The sequence below is a fragment of the Comamonas resistens genome, assembly GCF_030064165.1.
Lineage (GTDB): Bacteria > Pseudomonadota > Gammaproteobacteria > Burkholderiales > Burkholderiaceae_C > Comamonas > Comamonas resistens.
Genome location: NZ_CP125947.1, coordinates 3,410,195 through 3,434,659 on the forward strand (window position 1 = coordinate 3,410,195; position 24,465 = coordinate 3,434,659).

Sequence of the window (24,465 nt, forward strand, 5' to 3'; positions counted from 1 at the left end):
ATGCGGCATCGCTTTGCACAGAATGCAGGTGCGTGCACAAATATAGCCCACAATGGCTTGCATTGAGAAAAACTAAAACAATGACGAAACATATGAATTTCTACATATTTAATCGTCTATTCGACCAAATTGATCTTTGATTGCCTGCTCGATCACACATTGCGTCAATCAATACCAGCCATGGAGACACAACATGCCCGGTTACTCTGACCCCGGCTTCGACACCCTGAGCCTGCATGCAGGCGCCCAGCCCGACCCCGCCACCGGCGCACGCGCCGTGCCCATCCATCTGACGACCTCCTTCGTCTTCGAATCCAGCGACCACGCGGCCAGCCTGTTCAATCTGGAACGCCCCGGCCATGTCTACAGCCGCATCTCCAACCCCACCAATGCCGTGCTTGAGCAACGCGTCTCGGCCCTGGAAGGCGGCGTGGGCGCGATTGCCGTGGCCAGCGGCCAGGCTGCGCTGCACCTGTCCATTGCCACGCTGATGGGCGCGGGCAGCCATATCGTGGCCAGCACGGCCCTGTATGGCGGCTCGCAAAACCTGCTGCACTACACGCTGGCGCGCTTCGGCATAGAGACCACCTTCGTCAAGCCAGGCGACATCGATGGCTGGAAGGCTGCGGTGCGCCCCAACACCAAGCTGTTCTTCGGCGAAACCGTGGGCAACCCCGGACTCGATGTGCTGGACATTCCCACGGTCAGCCAGATCGCCCACGAAGCCGGCGTGCCGCTGCTGGTCGATTCGACGCTGACTTCGCCCTGGCTGATCAAGCCTTTCGAGCATGGCGCGGACATCGTCTATCACTCGGCCACCAAGTTCCTGTCCGGCCACGGCACGGTGATCGGCGGCATCGTCGTCGATGGCGGCAGCTTCGACTGGGAAAAATCGGGGCGCTTTCCCGAGCTGACCCAGCCCTATGACGGCTTTCACAACATGGTGTTCAGCGAGGAGTCCACCACCGGCGCCTTCCTGCTGCGCGCCCGCCGCGAGGGCCTGCGTGACTTCGGCGCCTGCATGAGCCCGCACAGCGCCTGGTTGATCCTGCAAGGCATAGAGACTCTGCCGCTGCGCATGGAGCGCCATATACGCAACACCGAAAAAGTGGTGCAGTTCCTCGCCAGTCACCCGCTGGTCAGCCGCGTGGGCCACCCCATGCTGGAGACCCACCCCTCACACGCTCTGGCCAGGAAGCTGCTGCCGCGTGGCGCCGGTTCGGTGTTCAGCTTTGACATTGCCGGCAACCGCAACCAGGGCAAGAAGTTCATCGAAACGCTGAAGGTCTTCAGCCATCTGGCCAATGTAGGCGACTGCCGCTCGCTGGTGATCCATCCCGCCAGCACCACGCATTTCCGCATGAGCGACGAAGCGCTGGCCCAGGCCGGCATAGGCCAGGGAACGATCCGCCTGTCGATCGGACTGGAAGACGCCGACGACCTGATCGACGACCTCAAGCGTGCGCTCAAGGCGGCCGAGAAAGCCGTCTGATGCAGGTTCGAGCCTTCACGCCGGCAGACACAGAGGCCGTCGTCCAGCTATGGCAGGACTGCGAGCTGACCCGCCCCTGGAACGATCCGCACAAGGACATTGCGCGCAAGCTCAGCGTCTCGCCCGACCTGTTCTGGTTGGGCTGCGACGCGGATGGCCGGATCATCGCCAGCATCATGGTCGGCTATGACGGCCACCGCGGCTGGATCAACTACCTGGCCGTGCACCCTGCGCATCAGCGCCGAGGCCATGCACGCCAGCTGATGCAGCGCGCCGAACAGACGCTGAGCGAACTGGGCTGCCCCAAGCTCAACCTGCAGGTGCGTGCGGGCAATGAAGCGGTGCTCGCCTTCTACGAAAGACTGGGCTATGCCGACGACCAGACACTGAGCCTGGGCAAGCGGCTGATTCCCGATCTTTGAGCCGCTTGCATCGCCTATTTATATAAAAAACAGCCTCTAACGCTTACCCATACTGCGGAGACAGCTATGTTTTTAGAAGTCAACAAGGCCAATATCTACGCCTACACCGGTGGCAAGGCCTTCGACGCGGCCAAGCCCACGGCCATTTTCATCCACGGCGTACTCTGCGATCACAGCGTCTGGGCACTGCAAAGCCGCTATATGGCCAATCACGGCTGGAACGTGCTAGCCATCGATTTGCCCGGCCATTGCAGAAGCGGCGGCCAGGCCCCGCAAACTGTCGAAGAGGCCGCGAGCTTCATCGGCGCCCTGATGGATGCGGCCGGATTGCGCAGCGCTGCCCTGATAGGCCATAGCTGGGGCAGCCTGATTGCCATGGAGACTGCGGCCAGGCTGCGGGAACGCATCAGCCATCTGGTCTTGGTGGGCACGGCCTTTCCCATGAAGGTCTCTCCCGCGCTGCTGGAGTCGGCGCTGAATACGCCCGAAAAAGCCATACAGATGGTCAACACCTTCTCGCGCGCCACGCTGGCACCGCCCAATGGTGCAGGCAGCTGGGTATTTGGCGCCGGCATGGCCCTGGGCCGCCGCGTGCTGGCCAGCAACACGGGCACGAATCTGCTGCATGCGGGCTTCAAGGCCTGCGACAGCTATGCAGGTGGCGAAGCGGCCATGACCCAGGTCAGCTGCCCGCTTCTGTTTGTGCTGGGCGAGCAAGACCAGATGACCCCGCCCAAGGCCGCAAAAGGCTTGATAGAGACCGCCAAAGGCGCGGGCAAAGCGGTGAAGGTGCAGGTGATTCCCAACGGCCATAACCAGATGACGGAGTCACCGGACGCGACGCTGTTTGCGATTCGGGATTTTCTGGCGGCATGAGCCATTAAGCTTGGGCCATGAGCCAAACCTTCCAGCACCACGGCCAACTGGCTGACGCCTGCGCCGAATGGGCCAAGATTTCACTGAACGGTCTGCAGCCCCGGCGCAATCTCCATCTGAGCGACAAAAAAGCCGACTGGAAGGAGGCACTGAGCGCGCTCAAGCGCTTTGCCGGCAGCGATAGCTATCAAGCCCCCCAGGACTTCAAGGCACATGCCGCGCTGGAAAACTACTGGAAATGGAAGGAAGTGGGCGAGCAGGCGCGCTGGCTGCTGATCTATGGCATTGACCTGGGCCTGAGCGGCGATGTGCTGCGTCCCATCTATCAGCAAGTAGCCGCGCTGTGGATTGATACGGCCTCGGTGGCCGAACATGCGCGCGCCAGCATGGCGCAGGAAACCGGCGCGGACTATGGCGTCGCTGCGCCCATCAACACGCGCACTGACGATTACCCTATTGCCGTGACCCTGCTGTCACTGGCCACACTGCTGGATGCACAGGACGACGTGCCGACGCTTGATGAGCATGTGCTGGCCTTCGATACCGACCAGTTGCTGGATTATCTGTGCGCAGGCGGCCTGCAGTTGCAGCAGGTCAGCGAGGAGCTTTTCCACAAACGCCCATACGGCGCCATGAAGCCTTTTTTCGAACAGCTCGAAGCCCTGCCTGACCCGCTGCTGTCCTATCTGCAAACCCAGTACCAGGAGTTCCACAAGCTCTCGCCCAAGCAGCAGAAAAAAGGCGGCAAATGGCTGGGGACCGGCTATTGGGCGCTGGAAGTAGGTGCGCTGGCCGTGCTTTACGGCTGGGACGACAGCGCCTTGCGCGCCGACGCACACTATCCCGCCCAGCTGGTGGACTATGCGCGCCAGCGCATCGCGCAGACCGCCGAGTCAGGGGATATCTGAAAGAAAGCGGGTAATTCGGCCTGTGATGCGCTCTGGCAGTTCGCGGTGCGGTACATGGCCGCCTCCGGCAATGATCTCCACCTCCGACGGCCCCTGGGACCAGGCGCTGATGTTCTCCGGATGGACCAGGGAACCAAACTCATCGAGTTCGCCATGAATGGCCAGCACCGGGCAATGCACCTGCTTCAAGGCGGTATCCAGCCGGTAATGCGCAAAAGGCTCGCTGAGCCAGGTGTCCACCCAGGCCGACAGCACCCAGGCCGCCTTGTCGCCGTGGTAGCGCGACAGGCGATCGAGCTGGCCGGGCTTGGCAAAGTTGTCACGCGCCTCACTGATGCCGTTGAGGGTGCGGTCCTCCACAAAGCTCTGCGCCGACTCGGTGATCAAGGCCTTGCAATGCCGGGGATAGGCCGCGGCAGTCATGCAGGCCATGCCTCCACCCACGCTATGACCGAGCAGCACAAAATCACCGATACCCAGTGCCTGGTGGATGGGCGTAAAGCCCGCTTTCACTTCGTTCTCCACAAAGTCGGGCAACAACTGGCGCGGGTTGGCATCGGAATGACCAAAGCCAAGGCGGTCATAGGCAATCACCTCGCGCCCTGTCGCTGCGGCCAGCTGCTGGGGAAAATCCCGCCACAGCGCCACGCTGCCCAGGGAGTCATGCATGAGCACAATAGGCGCCTTGCCTTCAGCGGGCTGCGGCTGCCAGCGCTTGACGTAGAGCGCACCATCGGGAGTGGCAACGCGTGTGTCACGGGCGGTGACTGTGGTGCTGATGCAGGAAGCTTGGTCGGACATGGGCAGCAATCTGACAAGGATGGACAAGAGAACAGCGCTGGCAAACGAAACAGGACTTACGCAAACCAGGATGCACTACGAGCATTTCTATCGACGAAACGCCATGCCTGATCCGAATTTGCGTAAGTCATACGAAAGTAGCACCCCATGCTGCAACAGTGCCAGCCGCAGAAAAATCTGGCCGCATCTGCATCATGGTCGGCAGATTCTGTAGCCTGCGCGATGCCGTTACCTGTCCTGCACGCGACCCGCACCAATCCGCCCCACCGCAGGGAGCACTTACCCGCTGGCTCGAAACCTCCCGCAGCGGTATAAAAAAGTACTGCAACAGCAAGAGGTTCTGCCATGTCAGAGACCACAAGCTCCTCGCTGCAAGGCACAGCCACAGACCCGAGCCAGTTCAAAAGCTTTGCCGAGTTCTACCCTTTCTATCTGGGCGAGCACAGCAACTCCACCTGCAGGCGCCTGCACTTCATTGGCACCAGCCTTTCGCTGATATTCCTGCTGATGCTGTTTGTCACCGGCAACTGGTGGTATCTGCTGGCCGGGCTGATCTGCGGCTATGCCTTTGCCTGGATCGGCCATTTCGGCTTCGAAAAGAACAGGCCCGCCAGCTTCAAACGCCCTCTCTACAGCTTTATGGGCGACTGGATGATGTGGCGCGACATCTTGCTGGGCCGCATCAAGATGTAGCGCCGTCGCGCCGCATGCATTCAGGCTCACGGCAGGTAGACCGGCTGGGCGTACCACCACAAGCCACTGGAACTATGGCTCGAACCAAACCAGCAGGATAGTCATAGAGTTCAAGCTCAATCATTAAACTCTATGAATATCTGCAACCGGGGCAGCGATCAACTCGGCCAGCGTCATCGTGTGAATCTGTGCGCGCTGCCATAGCGGCTCAGTCGCTTGCGAGGGAGCCAGCAGCAAGGCCTGCACCAAGGGCTCGACCAAGGTGGTGTGCGGATCCACCAGCAGCACATAGCGCGGCTCCGTGCTCTCCAAAGACGCATAGGCATCGGGCGGCTGTACCGCGCCCACCCAGTCCAGCTTGGCCAGCGACTGCAGCACGGGCTGAATCTGGGCTGCCTCGATGCGCAAGCGGCGTGACAACTGGCGCACAAACAGCCCCTTGTGCGGCAGGTTGCGCTCCACGGCCAGGCATTGCAGCACTTCCACGGCCAGCTCGAACTGCCAGCCGCGATGGCCAGTCAAGCGCTCCACGCCGCTCAGCACCGTGGGCAGATAGGCCGTGACCAGCGCTCCCAGCAACACAATGCTCCAGGCCACATACATCCAGATCAGCAAGATAGGCAAGGTGGCAAACGCGCCATAAATCACCGAGTACGTGGGCACGGACGATAGGTACAGGCCCAGCGCCTTCTTGGCCACTTCCATGAACACGGCCACAAACAAGCCGCCCACCCAGGCATGGCGCCATCGCACAGGCGTATTGGGCACGTAGTGGTAGAGCCCGGCCATGCCGGCAGCCAGCACCATGAACTCGATGGAGTCAAAGACAAAGCGCAGGCTTTCCGGCAGGGCATTGACCAAGCCCTTGGAGGCCGACATCACATAGGACGAAAGCACCAGGCTCAGACCCAGCACCAGCGGGCCCAGCGTGATGGCCGCCCAGTAGATCAGCACGCGCTGGCCCAGCGGCCGCAGTTGCCGCACACGCCAGATATTGTTGAGCGTACGGTCTATGGTGAGGATCAGTGCCACGGCAGTGACGATCAGAATCGAAAAACCCACCAGGCCCAGCTGGCTGGCCTTGGACGCAAACTGGGTGAGATAGCCCAGCACCTGGCGCGCAATGGTCTCGGGAATCAGGCTGTCCATCAACCAGCGCTCCAGCACTTTCTGCGCCTTGCCAAAGATCGGGAATGCCGTGAACAAGGCCAGGGCCACAGTGAAAAACGGCACCAGCGCCAGCAGCGAGGTAAAGGTCAGGCTGCTGGCCGTCACGCCCAGCCGGTCTTCCTTGAAACGTTCATGCAGCACCTGCGCGGTATTGCGCCAGGGGAAGGTCTGCATGCGCTGACGCGCTCGGTGGCTTTTGCGCCGGAACTGATCGCGCAGCTCCTGCTTGCTCGGCAATCTGGGGGCAGGTACGCGCGCAGCCCAATCCTTGCAGGCTGCCGCCAGATGTCTGGCCTTGTCCATGGGCGGCCTGCTTGCAGGTGTAGCAGAAGATGCTGCATCTGCTCCCGAAGCAGAAGCATCCTGCGCTTGCTGCACCTTGGTTTGAGGCTTGTTGGGTGCCGAATAGCCACTCCAGGACTGGCCTGCCTGGCTGAACGCCGCTGCAGGCGATGCCACAGGAGAAGGCGCTGGAGCGGGGGCAGACCCTGGGTCTGTTGCGACCGAGCCGGACTCTGCTGCCATGCTCTCCATGGCAGGCATATCAAGGCGCGGCTCCTGCCGCAGTTCCGGCTCTGTCGCTGGATGGGAGGCACGGGAAACATGCGCTTCTGCTGGCTCGGCATGCTCGGTCCCGCTCAGCTCTTGCGGCAAGGGCCTGGGAGCTCGCTGACCGCCTTCCAATGCTGCCCAGAAGCCGGCTCGCTCATTCTTCTTCATGCTCGCACTCCTTCCATTCGAGAAAAGAGGCGGCAGAACTGCGCAAAATCAAGCACAGAACTGAAAAGAAAATGTCCGGATTCAAAGGGGGCTGCCATGGTCGATATGATGCCACTGCTATGACCGACGCCCTCTCGCCCCACACTGCTGAAAACACTTCCTCACCAATCCGGCAGCCTGGCTCCGATGTGGCTACCACCCGTTGGCTGGCCGTAGGCAGCCTGCTTGCGCTGATTGCGCTGTGCGTGGCCTGGGAACTGTGGCTGGCGCCCGTGCGCAGCGGCGGCACGCTGCTCTATCTCAAGGCCCTGCCGCTGGCGTTTGGCGTGATCGGTCTGCTCAAGCGCCGCATGTACACCTATCGCTGGTTGAGCCTGCTGGTGTGGATCTACTTTACCGAGGGCGTGGTGCGGGCCTGGAGCGATGCCGCGCCCAGCCGCTGGCTGGCGCTGGGAGAGGTTGCGCTTTGCGCGCTGCTCTTCATCGCCTGCGCAGCCCATGTGCGCCTGCGCCAGCGTGCCGCCAGGGCAGCCCGACTCAATCAGGCGTGATGCCTTCGAACTGCGCCAGCGTCTGCACCTGCGCCGCCAGCGCATCAAACAACAACTGCGCGGCCGGCGACAGCGCGCGGCGCGGGCGCTGAATCAGCTGCGTACGGCGCAGGATGCGCGGCTCGTCCAGCAGGCGAAAGCCCAGATTGCCCTGCAGGCCCAGCGAAGGGTGACGCGCCGTCAACGCCGGAACAATGCTGACCCCCAGACCCAGGCTCACGGCCTCGAACAGCAATTGCGGATTGGACAGGCGCAGCGGTGTCTGCAGCAGGTTCTGCGGCATGCCCGGTGCCGAAGCCAGCAGCTGGCTGATGGCGGTGTCGGTGGTCAGGCCCACAAAAGCCAGATGAGGCAGCTGGGCCAGATCGGCCACCGTCAGCCACCCCGCCTGCAGCAAGGGCTCATCGAGCCTGGCCACCAGTCCCATGGCATCGCTGATCAGCGGCTGGGTCAGCAAATCGCCGCCGGCAGGATGCGCCGCGCCCACGCCGAAATCCACGCTGCCGGCCTGCACCCGCTGGGCGATGCCTTCGGCACTGTCCTCGATGAGGTCGACTTCGATGCCCGGATGCCGGGCCCGCAAGGCCGGCAGCACCGGCAGCAGCAACACGGCCAGCACCGACGGAGCGGCAGCAATGCGGACCTTGCCCCGGCGCAATGCTGCCAGATCGCCGAGGTTCTGGAAGCCCTGTTCCAGCGTCTCGAAGGCCTGGCGCACATCGAGCAAAAAGGCCTGGCCGGCAGCCGTCAGCCCCACGGTGCGCGTTGTGCGGTCAAACAGCCGCAGGCCCAGGGCATCCTCCAGCTGCCGAATGGATTCGGACAGGGCCGACTGAGTCAGGCACAGCTCGCGGGCCGCAGGGGCAAACGCCCCCTGGCGCGCCACCTCGTCAAAGGCGCGCAGCTGGCGCAGGCTGATATTGTTCGGAAAAACCGGCATAACTAAGCAATTTATTTCAATTGTCCCGTAGTCTGCCATGCTCTACGCTTGCGGCTTCATGGTTTTCCGGCTGCGCCCCTGTGCCTGGCTTAGGATTTCCGCCTGTTTTCCTTCTCTGCCGCCCCTGCTGCGGCCTGCTTGCCATGACTTCCACCGCTTTGCTTGAATCCCTGCGCCAGATTGTGGGCACCACCCATGTGCTGACCGACGGCGATCTGACCGCCTACGAGCAGGACTGGCGCAAGCGCGTACACGGCAAGTCCCTGGCAGTGGTGCGCCCCGGCAACACGGCCGAGGTGGCCGGCGTGATCAAGGCCTGTGCCGCTGCCGGCGTGCAGGTCGTGCCTCAGGGCGGCAACACCGGCCTCTCGGTAGGCTCCACGCCTGATCAGACGGGCCAGCAGATCGTGCTCAGTCTCACGCGCCTGAATGCCGTGCGCCATATCGACAAGGACAATCTGACCTTCACCATCGAGGCCGGCTGCATTCTGCAGAACCTGCAGGAACTGGCAGACCAGCAAGGACTGCTGTTCCCGCTGTCGCTGGCCGCCGAAGGCAGCTGCACGATTGGCGGCAATCTGGGCACCAACGCCGGCGGCACGCAGGTGGTGCGCTACGGCAATACGCGCGAGCTCTGCCTGGGCCTCGAAGTGGTGACGCCCCAGGGCGAGATCTGGGACGGTCTCAAAGGCCTGCGCAAGGACAACACCGGCTACGACCTGCGCGATCTGTTCATAGGCAGCGAAGGCACGCTGGGCATCATCACCGCCGCCACCATGAAGCTGTTCCCGCAACCCGCCGCCCAGCTCACGGCCTTTGCCGCCGTGCCCTCCATGGAAGCCGCCGTGCGCCTGCTGGGCCTGGCGCACCAGCATCTGGGTGCGGGGCTGACGGGCTTTGAAGTCATGGGCCAGTTTGCGCTAAGCCTGGTCGTCAAGCATATGCCGCAGCTGCGCGTGCCCTTCACCGAAAAGGGGGCCGACATGGGCGACGAAGCCCCCTATTGCGTGCTGCTGGAGAACAGCGACAGCGAGTCCGAACAGCATGCGCGCCTGCGCTTCGAACATTTGCTGGAGCTGGCCTTTGAAGACGGCTGCGTAGTCAACGCCGTGGTGGCGGAGAACCTGACCCAGGCCCACGACCTCTGGCATATCCGCGAGAGCATTCCCCTGGCCCAGGCCGAGGAAGGCCTGAACATCAAGCACGATATCTCGGTCGCCGCCTCGCGCATTCCCGCTTTTGTCGAGCATGCCGATGCCGTGCTCAAGCGCGAGATTCCCGGCGTGCGTCTGGTCAACTTCGGCCATCTGGGCGACGGCAATCTGCACTACAACGTGCAGGTGCCCGAAGGCGAGGACGGCAAGGCCTTTCTGCGCGACAAGGAGGCCCTGGTCAACCACCTGGTCTATGAGGCCGTGGACGCCTTCGGCGGCTCGTTCTCGGCCGAGCATGGCGTGGGCGCGCTCAAGACGGACAAGCTCGAAAAATACCAGTCTCCCGTTGCCCTGCAGATGATGCGCGCCATCAAGCAGGCTCTGGACCCGCAGGGCATCATGAACCCCGGCGTGATTCTGTCCCGTGCCTAAAGCCCGGGACAGGCCTTGAAAAAGCAAAGCCCTGCAGGTTCAACCTACAGGGCTTTTTTTACGGAAGAAGTCTTGAACCACTTCAATGTTAATTTCCACGCAAAACTGACCTGCCGGGGGCTAGGGGGATGCGGATGAAATCTTGGACTACTGAGAGGTAGTTCATGTATTCATACGAAGATCGAATCCGCGCGGTGACGCTCTACATCCAGCTAGGCAAACGAGTCGCGGCAACCCTTCAACAGTTGGGCTATCCCACCAAGAATTCGCTCAAGAGCTGGCACCGCGAGTACGAGCAGGGTCGAGCCTTGAAGACAGCGGTTGTTCGCCCGCCGAAGTTCACTGCTGAGCAAAAGGCTCGGGCCGTCGAACACTATCTGACGCACGGGCGCTGCGTGGCTTTCACAATCAAGGCTCTTGGCTATCCCGGGAGGGCCTCACTTCACGCTTGGGTTCAAGAGCTCAATCCCCGGGCTCGGCCACGCCCGCTTGGAGCCTCGTCGAACGAGCAAAAGCACGCTGCGGTGCTCGCACTGTGCACACGCCAAGGAAGCGTCCAAGCCATTGCTGACGACGTTGGCGTGTGTCGGGAGACGCTGTACAACTGGCGCAATGAACTATTGGGGCCAGAGGCTCTCGTATCGATGAAGCGCTTCAATGATTCTTCAACGGGTTCGGAGCTGTCCCACTTGGAGCAGCATGGAGCAGCCCCATTGATCTGAGGACAGGCAAACCCTCTTAACCTAAGAGGTAGTCTTGTGACTGTATTTATGCCTAGTCCTAAAAATCGAACGAACGTAGAGGTCCTGGGGCCACAGAAGCGCCGCCGCTGGTCGCCGCAGGAGAAGCTGGCGATGGTCCAGCAAAGCTATGAACCCCGCTACAGCGTGTCGCTGGTGGCCCGTCAGCACGGCGTCAACGCGAACCAGTTGTTCCTGTGGCGCAAGCTGCACCAACAGGGAGAGCTGATGCCGGTGGCCGCGGGCGAGAGCACGGTGCCTGCGGCTCAGTTGGCCGATGCCATGCGCCAGATCCGAGAGTTGCAGCGCCTGCTGGGCAAGAAAACCATGGAGGCCGAGATCCTCAAGGAGGCCGTTGAGTGGGGGCGCGCAAAAAACTATCTTGCGCGCTCGCCCTTGCTGCCGGGGGACACCCAATGAAACGGGTCTGTGATGTTCTCGGCGTGGCGCGCTCAGCGGCTGTCAAGCGACGGCTGCGCAGCAGTGATTGGACCGATGGTCGCCAGCGTCGCCAAAACGATGATCTGGGCCTGGTGGAGCAACTGCGCTCGGCCATCGAGAACCTGCCCAGCTACGGCTACCGCCGGGCCTGGGCGCTGCTACGGCGCGAGCGGGCCTGCCAAGGGCTGCCTGCGGTCAACCACAAGCGGGTCTACCGGGTCATGCGCACGCACGGCTTGCTGTTGCAACGCCGAGCCCCTGCGGTGCGTGCACAGCGCCGCCATCATGGGCGAGTCTCGGTGGAGGCAAGCAACCAGCGCTGGTGTTCGGACGGCTTCGAGTTCCGCTGTGACAACGGCGAGGCCGTGCGCACGACGTTTGCGCTGGACTGCTGCGACCGCGAGGCGATGAGCTGGGTGGCCTCCACAGAAGGCTACACGGGTGACGATGTGCGCGACGTGATGCTGGCTGCCGTGGAGCGGCGCTTCGGCAATGCACTGCCAGATAGGCCCATCCAATGGCTCTCGGACAATGGTTCAGCCTACACGGCCGCGTTGACCCGCAGCTTCGCCCGCGATGTGGGCCTGGAGCCGGTGAACACGCCAGTGAGTAGTCCCCAGAGCAATGGGATGGCAGAGTCGTTCGTCAGGACTATGAAGCGTGACTATGTGAACTTCATGTCCAAGCCCGATGCCCGCACAGCCATTGGCAACCTGGCCATCGCCTTCGAGCACTACAACGAGCACCATTCCCATAGCGCCCTGCGGTATCACTCGCCACGCGAGTTCCGCCGAAAGGGCATGGCAACCCGTTAAATTACGTGAGGGTTCCTGTCCTCAAATACGGGGAGCACTCCACCCACTTGGAGCAGCAACTCCAGACACTACGCCGCGAAGTGAGACGGTTGCAGTTAGAACAGGAGTTATTGAAGAAGGCGAACGAGCTCCTAAAAAAGAACCAGGGCATCGACCTTCATCTCTTGAGCAATCGTGAGAAGACACTTCTGGTTGATGCCCTGCGCCATGCGTACTCGCTTGCCGAGTTGCTCACCTCGCTAGTCCTGGCTCACAGCTCGTACTTCTACCATCGAGCGCGGCTCAACGCTGACGAAAAGTATGTCGCGGTGCGCCGAACGATCACGGACATCTTCGAGCGCAATCATGGCTGCTATGGCTACCGTCGCATCCAGGCCTCACTGGTCAGGCAATGCGTGTGGATCTCGGAGAAGGTGGTCCGGCGCCTGATGAAGCAGGAAGGGCTGGTGGCCGCTGCGCCCAAACGACGCCGCTACGGCTCCTACTTGGGAGAGATCAGCCCTGCGCCTGAGAACTTGCTGAACCGTAACTTCAATGCCACTGCACCTAACCAGAAGTGGCTGACCGACATCTCGGAGTTCCAACTGCCCGCCGGCAAAGTCTACCTCTCTCCCATGATCGATTGCTTCAATGGAATGGTGGTGAGCTGGTCTATGGGAACACGCCCCGACGCTGAACTGGTTAACACGATGCTTGATGCCGCGATCGCCAAGCTCAATGACAGCGAAGTGCAACCTGTGGTTCACTCAGACCGTGGCGCCCACTATCGCTGGCCAGGATGGTTGTCACGCATCGCTGATGCCAAGTTAGTGCGCTCGATGTCACGTAAGGGGTACTCACCGGACAATGCGGCCTGTGAAGGCTTCTTCGGGCGGCTCAAAAACGAATTGTTTTATGCCCGCGACTGGCAAACCACGAGCATTGAGCAGTTCACGCAAGCTCTGGACGCGTACATCCGTTGGTACAACGAGCAACGGATCAAGATCTCGTTAGGGGCGCGGAGCCCTGTTGAGTACCGCAGGGCCCTCGGGATCGCTGCATAACCGTCCAAGATTTATGCCGCATCCCCAAATCAACACACTTCAATCTTCCGAGGGTACAAAGAACAGGTACTCGCCAGGTCCCATGTCCGGGGTGATCGAATACCCCTCGCACTGCTGGTTTCTGCATCTGACGGTAATGACCCGCGGCCAGATCGTCGCAGATGTGGGATAGCCAGGCATGTACTGCGGCACATGCCAGACGCCGAAATCGCCCACTGGCTGCGCCTGCTCAACGCCCTGCTGCCCTTGCTCACCACTACCCAACAGTTTGCGCTCGATGCTCAACGGTGCATTCTTCACCACAGGGGGTGCGGCAGCCAAGGCGCTCAGACAACTTGCAGCCATGGCCATCCAAATAAGTGATTTGTACATGACAGCCTCCTGATATCCCGCTCTCAGTTGGGATACAGCACGGAGGCGGGCTGTGTGTTGTTATCAACCACCGAAACCTCGTCAAGCGCCCCCTTGGGAGCCGGAGGAATATAGGCAGCCTGAGGCGATGCATCGGGCCCATAGTTGTTGCGGCGCTCATCAGCTGTCATGGACTGCGGACACTTGGTACCCGTGATCTCCAACGCGACCCGAGCTGCCGGATCCATGCAATCCATAGCCAGGGAGGCAGCCTTCATACCTTTGTTCCAAAGCTCCCGGCTCATTTTCAGACGCTGGCAATGTTCGTCACTCCAGGTGGATCCGACACTGATACCGAAACCAGGCCCGTTGGCACTGCCACTGGTACTGCCCATGCAGGTGTCATTGCTGGTGGTCAGGTTGGGGCCATTCACACTGGGCACGTTCTTCATCGTGTAGGTGCCGGTGTATTCCACAATATTCTTGGACGTCCCGCTGGTCGCGTAGTTGATGTTCTGCGTTGTCGTGCCATTGGTTGTGACGGTCGAGCGGCTGTCAACGGACTGGGCAGAGCGGCTTTCGGGCGGTGTGACAAAGGTGATCGATTGCTGATTCACCGCAGAAGTGTTTGCAGAACTCTGGGAGTTGCTGTCCGTAGACTGCGCCATGCTGTTCACAGCGACAACCACTCCTAGCAAACCGAGTAAGGCTTTCATAGCGACCTCCTTGACTCCCGGACTTCACCAGGATGAAGTCCGGGTTGACACTGCTGCGATGGAATCAGACTCAGTGGGCGTTGGCAGTCGAGCCCGCAGAAGCAGAGCCGGAGGTTCCGCCACCGTTGCCCCAACCAGCAGCATTGCCGGACACAAAGGCATTCTGATAAACGCTGCTACCAGTAGAACCAGCCGTCGAACTGGTGCCGGTCGCGGTACCGCCAGGTCCCGAGATAGCCCCGGACGATGCGTTGTAGCCGGAGTTGGTGCCCGAGGTATTGGTCACATAAGCCACACCACCGCCAGGGCCTGCTGCTGTTGCAGCGGCGTTATTGGTCGTCGAATGTGCCTGACCGGCTGCTCCGCCACTGACAGAAGCACCAGGAGCGCTGGCAGCGTAACCAGCGCTGGCGCCGGAGTTTGCGTTAGCACCGGTAACTGCGCCGCCTGCTGCATTGCCGTTACCTGAGGTCACGGCAAGACTCTGGACCGTGCCTGTGGTCTTGGCGCTGCCGCTGACGGCCGCTCCGCCTGCAGCAAAGCCTGGTATGGCACCTGCAGCACCGCCACCTGCTGCGGTAGCCGTTGCGCCAGAAGTTGCGCTGTTCATGCTGAGCGCACTTCCGTTGCCTGAGCTGGAAGCTGTAGACCCCGTGGCAGAGGAGGCGTTTGTCGACGTCGACGTTGCTGCAATGCTGGAACCGCTAGCCGCAGCCGAAGCCACGCCTGCCAAAGCAATCACAGCCATACCAATCAGAGATTTTTTCATGATCGTCCCTTTGAAAGCCAGCTCTCAGACTTCTGAGAAAGTTAAGGCAACAGGCGGCTTGCATATCGGTTGCTCGCCATCCCATCCGTAACCGTCAGCAGCCTCAGAGCCCGTGGAACGCTGGAGCTGTAACCGGTCAGCGCCAGTGTCCCCACGGGCGAAAAAAACAGAAATACCGCAGTCATCTCCACTTCCCCGACGGCCCCCGGAGGACGAAACAAAAGAAAAATCCTTGAATCAGATGCATTTCATGCTATGGAATTTGCAATTTCTGACAATTGGATATTCGACGTTTAAAAATGTAAATTTGTTTACTTAAAGAAATAAATGCAGTATCAAAAAAGATTTAAAAATAAACCTAACAGTTAATAAACGCCAATAGATTTTTTTATATTTCAATCCATACAATTTATGTTTACTTTTTAAAAAGACATTTTTTGACATTTCATAGGGATTTTTTACTACACAGGATTTCCACAAAAAAACCTCAACATATTCCGCGATTCTTGCGAATGGAGTGCAAACATGTTTTCAAGTTCACTATCTATCAAAGCGGGAAATCTCTTTGTCTCAAGTGATGCCCTGCCGCCTGCCAACGTACAGATGTGGCCCGAGAACATGGTTGGTCAAAAAGACAGGCCGGTAAAAACATTTGTGGTTGACGATGACATCCACATCCGGCGCGTCATCGCACAAGACCTCATGAGCGATCAGCGAACCCTGCTTGTAGGACAAGCCGGCAGCCTCAGAGAAGCCAGAAAGAATATTTCCACCCAATCCTTTGATGTTTTACTGGTTGATTTAAATCTGGGGGATGGCGATGGAATAGATTTGCTGGACTTGGTCAATGAAAAAATGCCGCATGTATTAAGTATTGTGGTCTCCATCACAGAGAGAGAAGACAGGGTATTTCAGGCATTCTCACACGGTGCCCAAGGTTTTCTGCTGAAAAACTCATGGTTCGGAGGTTACTCCCAAGCAGTGCTCCAAGTTGCCAATGGAGGTGCATCCATTACTCCATGTTTGGCAAAAAAAATACTGGAAAAATTACAGAGCACACCTTTGCCGACTAGCAAGACAAATAATTTCAATGAAGAAGAAAAATTATCATGCAGAGAAGTAGAAATCATCCAGCTTATTGCTTGCGGATATAGCAATCCTGAAATTTCATCATCGCTAAAAATAAGCATAGGAACTGTATCAACGCATATTAAAAATATTTACCAAAAATTGCAGGTTCACTCAAAAGCACATGCAGTAAGAACCGCCTCATTGCGAGGGATACTTTAATTCAATGCCAGAGAAAATATACAGAAGGTCTTATGACTTCGCAAAGCGGCAGGAAATGGCCGTACCTTTTCATACTGATGCAGTCAGCGATCCTGCTGTCTTGGTATTTATTATTCGATCGGAAAAATAAATATATACTTATTGTCATTATTTTGACGCTAGCGACGATTGGATTCACTCTGTCGCTACAAATTTTGCTATCGCTTACCAAGCTGAGCCCTCCGCTGCAGCATCAGGCAGAAGAAATATCCGAAGAGGTGCGCAAAGAGCGCGCTCGAATTGCGGCGGAACTGCATGACACCTTGGGCCTGCAATTGCTGCAAGCCCTGACCTTGCTGGAAGCCCAGCCCCCTTTTTCCCCTCATCCCGCCCGAGAACTCCTGGAACAGTCTCTCGTGGATTTAAGGCTGATCGTCGACTCCATCGATTCCGCAGATGACAATCTGGCCACCCAAATGGCCAAGCTGCGTCACAGACTCACACCCACTCTCACACGCAAGGGCCTTGAATTGCACTGGTCCGTCAGCAACCCCGAATTGCAAGTAGGTCCCCTCACCTCTTTGTCCTTGCCACGGGGACAAATCGCCCATCAGATATTGAAGGTATTTCAAACCAGCATCAGCAATATCGTGGAGCATTCTCAAGCCAGTGAGATATGGGTCACCCTTCAGCCAGACAAATGTGAAAATTCTTCAAACCCTGACTGGGACTGGTATCTATGCATTGAAGACAACGGCAAGGGCTTCAATCTGCAACAGGTTTTGGCAGATGCATCTCAAGCGGGCCAAGGTATCAAGAATATGTTTCATCGCATGGCCCATATTGGCGCCGACCTGCAAATACAAGCTCGGCAAGATGGCGGCACCCAGGTCTTGATACGCTGGCGCCAGCGTGAGCTGAGGGAGTCACTCAAACCATAGCACAAGCCCCTATGAAAAGAGAAGCAGGCCCTGCACCTACCTGCAGGGATTGCTTCTCTTTTCTGCTCGTTCAAGGCCTGCCGCGTCACCATCCATTCAGTGACCTTTAGGCCTTCCGCAACGATCAACCCACCTGATTTTTGATCAAGGTCTGCACCGATTCCGGCCAGCGGATTGCTTCTCCATCCACATCGGTGAACACCGTTTGCTGGCCAGCACTCAGCAACCAGATACGCAGACCGTTACGTTCGGGGTTGATCACGATGGCCGCAGACTCCTCGCCCCCCTGGTGCTGGCGATTACCGAATACGTACAGCTCGCCGTCTTGTGCTTCCAGCGGACCGACCGTCTCCAGGTTCTTGAGCACGGTTTCATATTGGTCACCGAGCAGCGTCTTGAGTCGCTGCGCCAGCACACCCTCTTTCAGATAGTCCACACCATCCCAGCGATATTTACCTTTCAGGCCTGTGAGGCTGCTCAGACCCTCTTCGCCTTCCTTGGTCACATGCAGAACATTGACCTGCTTGATCTCGAAGCTGGAGGCCTGAACCTGCGCCGTGGCTGCAGGCTCCTCAACCTTGGCCTCTGCATGTGGCATGGCTGCGGCGGCATCCGCTGCAGGTGCGGTGGTCGGAGACGGTGACTTGGTTTTATCGCAGGCCGCCAGCAGGGCTGCAGCCGCCAGTGCCAGGGCTGCGACGTTAAAAAGATTACGTGACATGAACTCACACTCCTTGTTTCAGCTCACTTGCTTTCAGTGAGATTGTGCAGACAACAGCTGCCCGTTTTACTCTGACAGGACAGCTCGGCGGGTCATTGACGGAGACCAAACCGGCATACCCTGGCCCATGGCACACTTCGGCTATCTCGCGGCCCTACGGGCCCGCCCTCTTCAAGAGCAGCGGCGCCTTGTGTACGCTGCCCGGCACAGCCAGTCTTTGCATGCCTTTGCACGCTTTTCGCACCATGAACTCCACCACTTCCGCCCTGCGCCCCGTGCGTTGCCAGTACGAAACCTTTATGCGCCATGTATTCGAGCATGGCGCATCCAAGACCGATCGCACAGGCACAGGTACGCGCAGCGTGTTCGGCTATCAGATGCGCTTCAACCTCAACGAAGGCTTTCCCCTGGTTACCACCAAAAAAGTGCATCTGAAGTCCATCATTCTTGAATTGCTGTGGTTTCTGCGTGGCGACAGCAATGTCAAATGGTTGCAGGAACGCGGCTGCACCATCTGGGACGAGTGGGCCGACAAGGAAACCGGCGATCTGGGCCCCGTGTACGGCGTGCAGTGGCGCAGCTGGCCCAAGGCCGACGGCACGCACATCGACCAGATTGCCGAGGTCGTCAAACAGCTCAAGAGCAGCCCCGACAGCCGCCGCATCATCGTCAGCGCCTGGAACGTGGCCGAGCTGGACCAGATGGCTCTGATGCCCTGCCACTCCTTCTTCCAGTTCTATGTGGCCGACGGCAAGCTCAGCTGCCAGCTCTACCAGCGCAGTGCAGACATTTTCCTGGGCGTGCCCTTCAACATCGCCAGCTATGCGCTGCTGACCCATATGCTGGCCCAGCAATGCGACCTTCACGTTGGTGACTTCATCTGGACCGGCGGCGACTGCCACATCTACAACAACCACTTCGAGCAAGTGCAGACCCAGCTGGCACGCCAGCCCTTCGCCTATCCGACGCTGAATATCAAACGCAAGCCCGACTCCATCTTCGGCTACGAATACGAAGACTTCGAAGTGCTGGACTATCAGCACCATGCGGGCATCAAGGCAACTGTGGCGGTTTAAGCTTGCAACCCATCTGTTCACTATAAAAATCAAAGCTGCTTGCGCTTGATTTCAATAGGTTTCAACATCATTAACCCATGAAACTTATGAATAAAAAGCGCCAGCAGCTTCTTTATTGATAGCTATGGCCATACAACTCATCTATGCCCGAGCCGCCAACGGAGTCATTGGCAAGGACAACACCATGCCCTGGCATCTGCCGGAAGACATGGCCCACTTCAAGGAACTGACCCATGGCTGCGCCGTCATCATGGGCCGCAAGACCTGGGACTCGCTGCCGCCACGCTTTCGCCCTCTGCCCGGCCGTACCAATATCGTCGTCACGCGCCAGGATGGCTGGCAACCCGAGCCTGCCTCCGACCAGGTCGTGCGCGCAACCAGTCTGGAGGCTGCACTGGAGCTAGGACAAAAGCTATCGCAGGATGTCTGGGTCATCGGTGGAGCACAGATCTATGCCCAGGCACTGCCACTGGCCGACGCCGTCGAAGTGACCGAAATCGGCTGCGACTATGAAGGCGATGCCTTTGCCCCCGAACTGGGCGCCGACTGGAAGGCTGTGCGCCGCAGCGAACATGTCTCGGCCAAGGGCCTGCCCTACAGCTTTACGCGCTTTGAGCATGCTTGAATGAACTGCCAGCACTGACCCCGCACACAGAAGCTTGCACCTCAAGACATCTGTGGTGCAGGCTGACACGCCGACAGTCCGCAGGGGGACAGTTTCCCTCTTGCAGTCCGCATGCTGCATTGCAACAATGAACCTGTGTGACAAACAACTGTCACACCCGTCTGCTACCAGCTCCTGCACCGCCCATCCTCAAATCATTGTTTGCCCGCATTGCCCTCAACCATGAGCCTAGTCCAGCCTCTACCCTCCGGCGCCCTCGACATCGTGGGAGACATCCACGGCGAATACGATGCGCTGGTTCAGTTGCTGGCCCATCTGGGCTATGACCACGAAGGCCAACACCCCGAAGGACGGCATCTGGTCTTCGTGGGTGATTTCTGCGACCGCGGGCCGGACAGCCCCTCCGTGCTGGGCCTGGTCGGTCGCATGCTGGCCTCCGGCAACGCACATGCCGTATTGGGCAACCACGAAATCAACCTGCTGCGCGAAGATGCCAAGGATGGCTCCGGCTGGTTTTTCGACAGCCGTGCAGAGGCAGACCAACCCAAATACGCGCCCTTTGCCCGCATGCCCGAGGCCGAAATTCCGGACATGCTGCAAACCCTCAACCGGCTGCCCGTGGCTCTGGAGCGCGAAGACCTGCGCGTGGTTCACGCGGCCTGGCTGCCCATCCAGATAGCCATGGCGCGTGAGCTGCCAGCCGGCAGCGCCCGCCGCTCCTACGACCATTTCGAGCAGATTGCCGCCGAGCGAGCAATCATCAACCGTGTCGCCCAGCGCATGCGCGAGGAGGATCGCAACTGGCCCCATAGCCTGGAAGACCTTCGCTACGAGCCTCCCTTTCTGCCCGCCCACAGCGAACGCGAACTGGCCAAAGCCATGGTCAACCCACTGAAAGTGCTCACCACCGGCGTGGAGCGCGAATGTCGCCGCCCCTTCTACGCCGGCGGGAAATGGCGCTTTGTGGAACGCGTGGCCTGGTGGAATGAATACACCGAAGCACCCGCAGTCATCGTCGGCCATTACTGGCGCCGCCTGCGCCCCAGCGATGCACCTGCGCATGGTTCGCAATTTGAGAACCTGTTCGGCAGCACCCCACCCCTGTCGTGGCACGGTCAGCGCAACAATGTGTTTTGCGTGGACTTCTCCGTCGGTGCCCGCTGGCTCAACCGCCTGCGCGGCGAGGATCCCAGCGAACGCAGCAAGCTGGCAGCCATGCGCTGGCCCGAACGAGTGCTGGTGTTCGATGATGGCACCCAGGCCATGTCAGAGAGGTTTGGGGACGATTCATACGGCTGAATAAACGCGCCCCGCATTGTTTCTTTTTTGAGCTGCCTGTGCTGCAGTGAATGATCAAGACTGTCAAGATCGAGCTGACGTAAATTTCTGAGCTGCCTGTGCGGCAGCGAACAAATCTCTTGATGGATTCACGTCTAGCATCAATTTCTGAGCTGCCTGTGCGGCAGCGAACGAGATCACCGAAACCGTAGCTTTGGGTCTGAATTTCTGAGCTGCCTGTGCGGCAGCGAACGGAGGTGGCGGCAATCGAGGCAGCACCATTGCTTTCTGAGCTGCCTGTGCGGCAGCGAACGACTGGCTGAAGAAGCAGAGCGCTGCCCGACATTTCTGAGCTGCCTGTGCGGCAGCGAACGCAAGGGAGACAAGGGGGATAAGGGCGACCAATTTCTGAGCTGCCTGTGCGGCAGTGAACCTGCTGCAGCGTGGTCTGGTAGAGCGTCACCATTTCTGAGCTGCCTGTGCGGCAGCGAACATGCTGGCATGAACAACGCTCACGCGAAGTTTTTTCTGAGCTGCCTGTGCGGCAGCGAACCCGGTCACACCGCAACAAAGGGCGATTTTGGTTTTCTGAGCTGCCTGTGCGGCAGCGAACGACGGTTTCGGTGATCTCCGACAGCTTGCGCTTTTCTGAGCTGCCTGTGCGGCAGCGAACCTCAGCTCAAGCACTCCAGTGTGAAGATCGCTTTTCTGAGCTGCCTGTGCGGCAGCGAACATTGACGCCAAGATCAAGGCAGCGTGCTGCGATTTCTGAGCTGCCTGTGCGGCAGCGAACGGACTTTATAAGCACAATCGCTCCATTGGTCATTTCTGAGCTGCCTGTGCGGCAGCGAACGCGGAAACGTCTTCTGTGACTGCAGGCAGGTTTTTCTGAGCTGCCTGTGCGGCAGCGAACAGGCCGTCTGCATTGGCGCTGCAGGTCAGGCATTTCTGAGCTGCCTGTGCGGCAGCGAACGCCAGCGCCGGAGCCAGCGGGGAAGAATTCCATTTCTGAGCTGCCTGTGCGGCAGCGAACTTTTTGAGATACGAGTCTGTCAGGCCGAGCACATTTCTGAGCTGCCTGTGCGGCAGCGAACCGAGGGCAGCGTTACGCCTCTCTCAGCGAACCTTTCTGAGCTGCCTGTGCGGCAGCGAACGTCTTGCATGTTGTGCAGACCTTGTGGGTCTTTTTCTGAGCTGCCTGTGCGGCAGCGAACGGTTGGACGTCAGGCCGCAGCCTGCTGCTTGTTTTCTGAGCTGCCTGTGCGGCAGCGAACGTGGCGGCTCATGGCCCGGCACGCCTTCCCATTTTCTGAGCTGCCTGTGCGGCAGCGAACATCCATCAGCTTCTCTGCAGGCCGTTTTGTGGCTTTCTGAGCTGCCTGTGCGGCAGCGAACGGCGATACTCTGGGCCTAATCACCGACGCAGTTTTCTGAGCTGCCTGTGCGGCAGCGAACACCCAAGCACAACAACCAGAGGCGCTGAGGCTTTTCTGAGCTGCCTGTGCGGCAGCGAACGCTCAACTCGATGAACCCCACGCCTGTGCATCTTTCTGAGCTGCCTGTGCGGCAGCGAACATTCGAGCAGGGCCAGGCCTTGCTCTGTTTCATTTCTGAGCTGCCTGTGCGGCAGCGAACTGCCAACGAGCTTTGTTTTCCGAAACCCTCATTTTCTGAGCTGCCTGTGCGGCAGCGAACTTGCTGCTGGCGGTGCTGGCGGCTACGGCGGTTTTCTGAGCTGCCTGTGCGGCAGCGAACTGGATTGCAAATCCTCCAACTATTTGATTTTTAAAGAACAAATAGCACAACTAGCCCAACACCCCAATTCTTATGGATGGAGCTAAGTTATTGATTTTTCAAGAGGCAATAGCAAGCCCCAGAAAAAGGGTCAAAACCACGGAATGGAGCCCCCCAGGCTCAAACCATAGGTATTGAAACTGCCATCTGTACCTTCAATCTGCAGCGCACCATGGTCCACAAATAGGCAGAACGGTTGGCCTGTACTGCTGCTGCGCAGTTGCGCAAAAGGCAGATTAGGCTTGCGCTCCACCGTGTCTGGAATGGCCGCAGCGGCTTGCTCCGCAGTTTCGCCCTTGCGGGTCATGCGACGGCGGCGCAGGCGGTCGGCGCTGGTTTTGAACTGGCGGCGCTGCACCAAGCGATGCTTGGCGTCGATAGGAACCGAACCGAGCGTCGAAACCTGCACATGATCACGCATGCCTTTGAGCCATTCCTGCCCCATCAACTCGTCCAGCGCGCCTGAGACACCGTGCAATCGCAGCACTGCGCCCAATGTTCGCCTGGAAAGCGGCGTATTCACATGCTGCGGAAAGCTCACGCCAATGTCGCTGGCCTTGAGTTGCACCAATGCACGGTGCAACTTGGCCATCAGCGCGCCCAGCAAATGGGCATGGCTGAACTCCGGATCGGGCAGCAGCGTGATATCGATGTAATGCGTGGTCATGTTTTAGCTCGCATCGCCAAACACGCCGCCACGGATCAGCACCGCCATCACAAAGTGCTGCTGTTCCACGGCAGGCACCTGGTCTTTGAGCAGCCAGTTATCCAGCAAGGTATAGAAGTCCAGCTTTTGCTTGGGCTGGCGGTAGGCCTTGCCTTGCGTGGTGACCGAGCCGTAGGGCTCGACGGCGATTGGTCCCAACTCACCCGCGCCTTCATACCAGGTATCGATGGTGCGGATGGCATTGCCGATTTTTTGCGAATGCATGGCAGCCACTTGATCCACCTCATACAGGGTCTTGCTCTTTTTGCTGGCGCCCTTGTCCAGAATCAGCTCCTGCGAGGGGAATACCTCCTGCCCAGCACCCACACGCACAAAAGCAGTGATTTGCAGCAGCACATGGCGCTTGCCCGCCAAGCCTTCGGCAATCACGGCGCCCAACTCTTGTACTTTAGAATCGATAGCATCCAGCGCTCGCATGCTGTGCTCCAGAGCCTTAAAAGACCAAGATTGATCGGCCTTGCCGTCTTTCAGCACGGCCACTTCAACCAGCACCTCTTCTGCGCCCTGGCGGTTGCGCCACAGAAAGCGGCCGCTGGCCAGATTGGCGGCATAGCGGTTGCCCAGTTCTGAAAAGCCATACTTCTGCACATAGCCTTGCACGGTTTGCAGCAACTTGGCCTGGTATTCAGCGCTGTTGCAGGCAGACGGCATACCAGCGCCAGCCAGCACACGCAAGGTGAACTGAACTTTCAGCGTGTCTGCATCAGCAGGCAGAGCGGCCACATCCACGGTTTGAAGGTTGGGATTCTCAATCGCGGCATCCAGCTTGGCGGGGTCCTGGTCCTTGGCCTTCAAGCGGTTGCTGATGGTGCCGCGTACCGATTTTTCGCGGATGGAAACGGTGGGCCAACTTGCGGCGGCAGCGCGGTCACCCCAATCGCCAGCGCGGAAGATAGCGTCAGAAGGGTCCAGCTTGCGCTCAAAAGCCAGGACAGATGCGGTTTTCAGAGTATTCGACATGGTGATAAATCCTTGATCAATTCGTTGAAATTTGGGAAGC

General features: G+C 59.2%; 23 protein-coding genes, 2 pseudogenes and 1 CRISPR repeat array. Of the genes and pseudogenes, 16 read left to right on the top strand and 9 right to left on the bottom strand.

What is annotated here, in order from left to right; genetic code table 11:
• Positions 1–193 precede the first annotated feature (193 nt).
• The 4 genes from QMY55_RS15885 to QMY55_RS15900 all read left to right on the top strand — a co-directional run bounded on the left by QMY55_RS15885 (position 194) and on the right by QMY55_RS15900 (position 3,698).
• On the top strand, positions 194–1,492 hold the full coding sequence (locus QMY55_RS15885) for an O-acetylhomoserine aminocarboxypropyltransferase (protein WP_283485139.1): 1,299 nt from the start codon (positions 194–196) through the stop codon (positions 1,490–1,492).
• The gene (locus tag QMY55_RS15890) at positions 1,492–1,914 is read left to right on the top strand and encodes a GNAT family acetyltransferase (RefSeq protein ID WP_283485140.1); all 423 of its coding nucleotides are present in this window, start codon (positions 1,492–1,494) and stop codon (positions 1,912–1,914) included. The genes QMY55_RS15885 and QMY55_RS15890 overlap by 1 nt, the downstream gene beginning before the upstream one ends.
• A 66-nt stretch (positions 1,915–1,980) precedes the next feature.
• Complete coding sequence (locus tag QMY55_RS15895) at positions 1,981–2,790, top strand: alpha/beta fold hydrolase (protein ID WP_283485141.1); 810 nt, start codon at positions 1,981–1,983, stop codon at positions 2,788–2,790.
• A 17-nt stretch (positions 2,791–2,807) separates the two neighbouring features.
• The gene (locus QMY55_RS15900) at positions 2,808–3,698 is read left to right on the top strand and encodes a PoNe immunity protein domain-containing protein (protein WP_283485142.1); all 891 of its coding nucleotides are present in this window, start codon (positions 2,808–2,810) and stop codon (positions 3,696–3,698) included.
• Here the strand turns inward: QMY55_RS15900 and QMY55_RS15905 are convergent.
• On the bottom strand, positions 3,684–4,499 hold the full coding sequence (locus QMY55_RS15905) for an alpha/beta fold hydrolase (RefSeq protein ID WP_283485143.1): 816 nt from the start codon (positions 4,497–4,499) through the stop codon (positions 3,684–3,686). The genes QMY55_RS15900 and QMY55_RS15905 overlap by 15 nt on opposite strands.
• A gap of 345 nt (positions 4,500–4,844) precedes the next feature.
• Here QMY55_RS15905 and QMY55_RS15910 point away from each other — a divergent pair, with 345 nt between their 5' ends.
• Positions 4,845–5,192, top strand: a complete 348-nt coding sequence (locus tag QMY55_RS15910; RefSeq protein ID WP_283485144.1) for a DUF962 domain-containing protein — start codon at positions 4,845–4,847, stop codon at positions 5,190–5,192.
• Positions 5,193–5,315: 123 nt separating this feature from the next.
• Here QMY55_RS15910 and QMY55_RS15915 read toward each other — a convergent pair whose 3' ends face one another.
• Entirely contained in the window at positions 5,316–6,536 is a 1,221-nt protein-coding gene (locus tag QMY55_RS15915) for a YihY family inner membrane protein (RefSeq protein ID WP_283488982.1), read from the bottom strand.
• Between the two features lie 617 nt (positions 6,537–7,153).
• Here QMY55_RS15915 and QMY55_RS15920 point away from each other — a divergent pair.
• Positions 7,154–7,633 (top strand): DUF2069 domain-containing protein, encoded by a 480-nt coding sequence (locus tag QMY55_RS15920; protein WP_328517820.1) that lies wholly within the window; start codon positions 7,154–7,156, stop codon positions 7,631–7,633.
• Here the strand turns inward: QMY55_RS15920 and QMY55_RS15925 are convergent.
• Positions 7,620–8,573, bottom strand: a complete 954-nt coding sequence (locus tag QMY55_RS15925; protein ID WP_283485146.1) for a LysR family transcriptional regulator — start codon at positions 8,571–8,573, stop codon at positions 7,620–7,622. The two genes, QMY55_RS15920 and QMY55_RS15925, sit on opposite strands and share 14 nt — an antisense overlap.
• Positions 8,574–8,716: 143 nt before the next feature.
• Here QMY55_RS15925 and QMY55_RS15930 point away from each other — a divergent pair, with 143 nt between their 5' ends.
• The 4 genes and pseudogenes from QMY55_RS15930 to QMY55_RS15945 all read left to right on the top strand — a co-directional run.
• Entirely contained in the window at positions 8,717–10,159 is a 1,443-nt protein-coding gene (locus tag QMY55_RS15930) for an FAD-binding oxidoreductase (RefSeq protein WP_283485147.1), read from the top strand.
• A 164-nt stretch (positions 10,160–10,323) separates the two neighbouring features.
• Positions 10,324–10,857 (top strand): annotated as a pseudogene (locus QMY55_RS15935) (IS3 family transposase); the annotation flags it as partial.
• 72 nt (positions 10,858–10,929) lie between these two features.
• Positions 10,930–12,155, top strand: a protein-coding gene (locus tag QMY55_RS15940; protein WP_283485148.1) for an IS3 family transposase whose coding sequence is annotated in 2 segments (ribosomal slippage) — positions 10,930–11,269 and positions 11,269–12,155 — 1,227 coding nt in all. Because the reading frame shifts where the segments join, the coding sequence is not laid out codon by codon here.
• 47 nt (positions 12,156–12,202) lie between these two features.
• A pseudogene (locus QMY55_RS15945) lies at positions 12,203–13,198 on the top strand (IS3 family transposase); the annotation flags it as partial.
• Between the two features lie 39 nt (positions 13,199–13,237).
• Here the strand turns inward: QMY55_RS15945 and QMY55_RS15950 are convergent.
• The 3 genes from QMY55_RS15950 to QMY55_RS15960 all read right to left on the bottom strand — a co-directional run bounded on the left by QMY55_RS15950 (position 13,238) and on the right by QMY55_RS15960 (position 14,875).
• Positions 13,238–13,570 carry a hypothetical protein gene (locus QMY55_RS15950; RefSeq protein ID WP_283485149.1) on the bottom strand — a complete coding sequence of 111 codons (333 nt, stop codon included), beginning with the start codon at positions 13,568–13,570 and terminating at the stop codon, positions 13,238–13,240.
• A 23-nt stretch (positions 13,571–13,593) separates the two neighbouring features.
• A complete protein-coding gene (locus QMY55_RS15955) occupies positions 13,594–14,265 on the bottom strand; it encodes a hypothetical protein (RefSeq protein WP_283485150.1) in 672 nt (223 codons plus the stop codon).
• 70 nt (positions 14,266–14,335) lie between these two features.
• A complete protein-coding gene (locus QMY55_RS15960) occupies positions 14,336–14,875 on the bottom strand; it encodes a hypothetical protein (RefSeq protein ID WP_328517823.1) in 540 nt (179 codons plus the stop codon).
• Between QMY55_RS15960 and QMY55_RS15965 the strand changes: the two genes are divergently transcribed.
• From QMY55_RS15965 to QMY55_RS15975, 3 genes are all read left to right on the top strand, one after another.
• A complete protein-coding gene (locus QMY55_RS15965; protein WP_283489063.1) occupies positions 14,874–15,125 on the top strand; it encodes a hypothetical protein in 252 nt (83 codons plus the stop codon). The genes QMY55_RS15960 and QMY55_RS15965 overlap by 2 nt on opposite strands.
• A 434-nt stretch (positions 15,126–15,559) precedes the next feature.
• Positions 15,560–16,324 (top strand): LuxR C-terminal-related transcriptional regulator, encoded by a 765-nt coding sequence (locus QMY55_RS15970; RefSeq protein ID WP_283485151.1) that lies wholly within the window; start codon positions 15,560–15,562, stop codon positions 16,322–16,324.
• A gap of 32 nt (positions 16,325–16,356) precedes the next feature.
• Positions 16,357–17,244: a sensor histidine kinase gene (locus tag QMY55_RS15975; RefSeq protein WP_283485152.1), complete on the top strand. Its 888-nt coding sequence runs from the start codon at positions 16,357–16,359 to the stop codon at positions 17,242–17,244.
• 124 nt (positions 17,245–17,368) lie between these two features.
• Here the strand turns inward: QMY55_RS15975 and QMY55_RS15980 are convergent, their stop codons facing one another.
• Positions 17,369–17,965 carry a hypothetical protein gene (locus tag QMY55_RS15980; protein ID WP_283485153.1) on the bottom strand — a complete coding sequence of 199 codons (597 nt, stop codon included), beginning with the start codon at positions 17,963–17,965 and terminating at the stop codon, positions 17,369–17,371.
• A 245-nt stretch (positions 17,966–18,210) separates the two neighbouring features.
• On the opposite strand from QMY55_RS15980, the gene QMY55_RS15985 reads away from it, so the two are divergent.
• From QMY55_RS15985 to QMY55_RS15995, 3 genes are all read left to right on the top strand, one after another.
• On the top strand, positions 18,211–19,041 hold the full coding sequence (locus QMY55_RS15985; protein WP_283485154.1) for a thymidylate synthase: 831 nt from the start codon (positions 18,211–18,213) through the stop codon (positions 19,039–19,041).
• A gap of 124 nt (positions 19,042–19,165) precedes the next feature.
• Complete coding sequence (locus QMY55_RS15990) at positions 19,166–19,666, top strand: dihydrofolate reductase (protein WP_283485155.1); 501 nt, start codon at positions 19,166–19,168, stop codon at positions 19,664–19,666.
• 222 nt (positions 19,667–19,888) lie between these two features.
• A complete protein-coding gene (locus QMY55_RS15995) occupies positions 19,889–20,965 on the top strand; it encodes a metallophosphoesterase (protein ID WP_283485156.1) in 1,077 nt (358 codons plus the stop codon).
• Positions 20,966–20,989: 24 nt separating this feature from the next.
• Positions 20,990–22,699: a CRISPR direct-repeat array (repeat unit 28 nt; unit sequence TTTCTGAGCTGCCTGTGCGGCAGCGAAC).
• Between the two features lie 130 nt (positions 22,700–22,829).
• Here the strand turns inward: QMY55_RS15995 and cas6f are convergent.
• On the bottom strand, positions 22,830–23,405 hold the full coding sequence (gene cas6f, locus QMY55_RS16000; protein ID WP_283485157.1) for a type I-F CRISPR-associated endoribonuclease Cas6/Csy4: 576 nt from the start codon (positions 23,403–23,405) through the stop codon (positions 22,830–22,832).
• A gap of 3 nt (positions 23,406–23,408) precedes the next feature.
• Positions 23,409–24,425, bottom strand: a complete 1,017-nt coding sequence (gene csy3, locus QMY55_RS16005) for a type I-F CRISPR-associated protein Csy3 (protein ID WP_283485158.1) — start codon at positions 24,423–24,425, stop codon at positions 23,409–23,411.
• Positions 24,426–24,465: the final 40 nt, after the last annotated feature.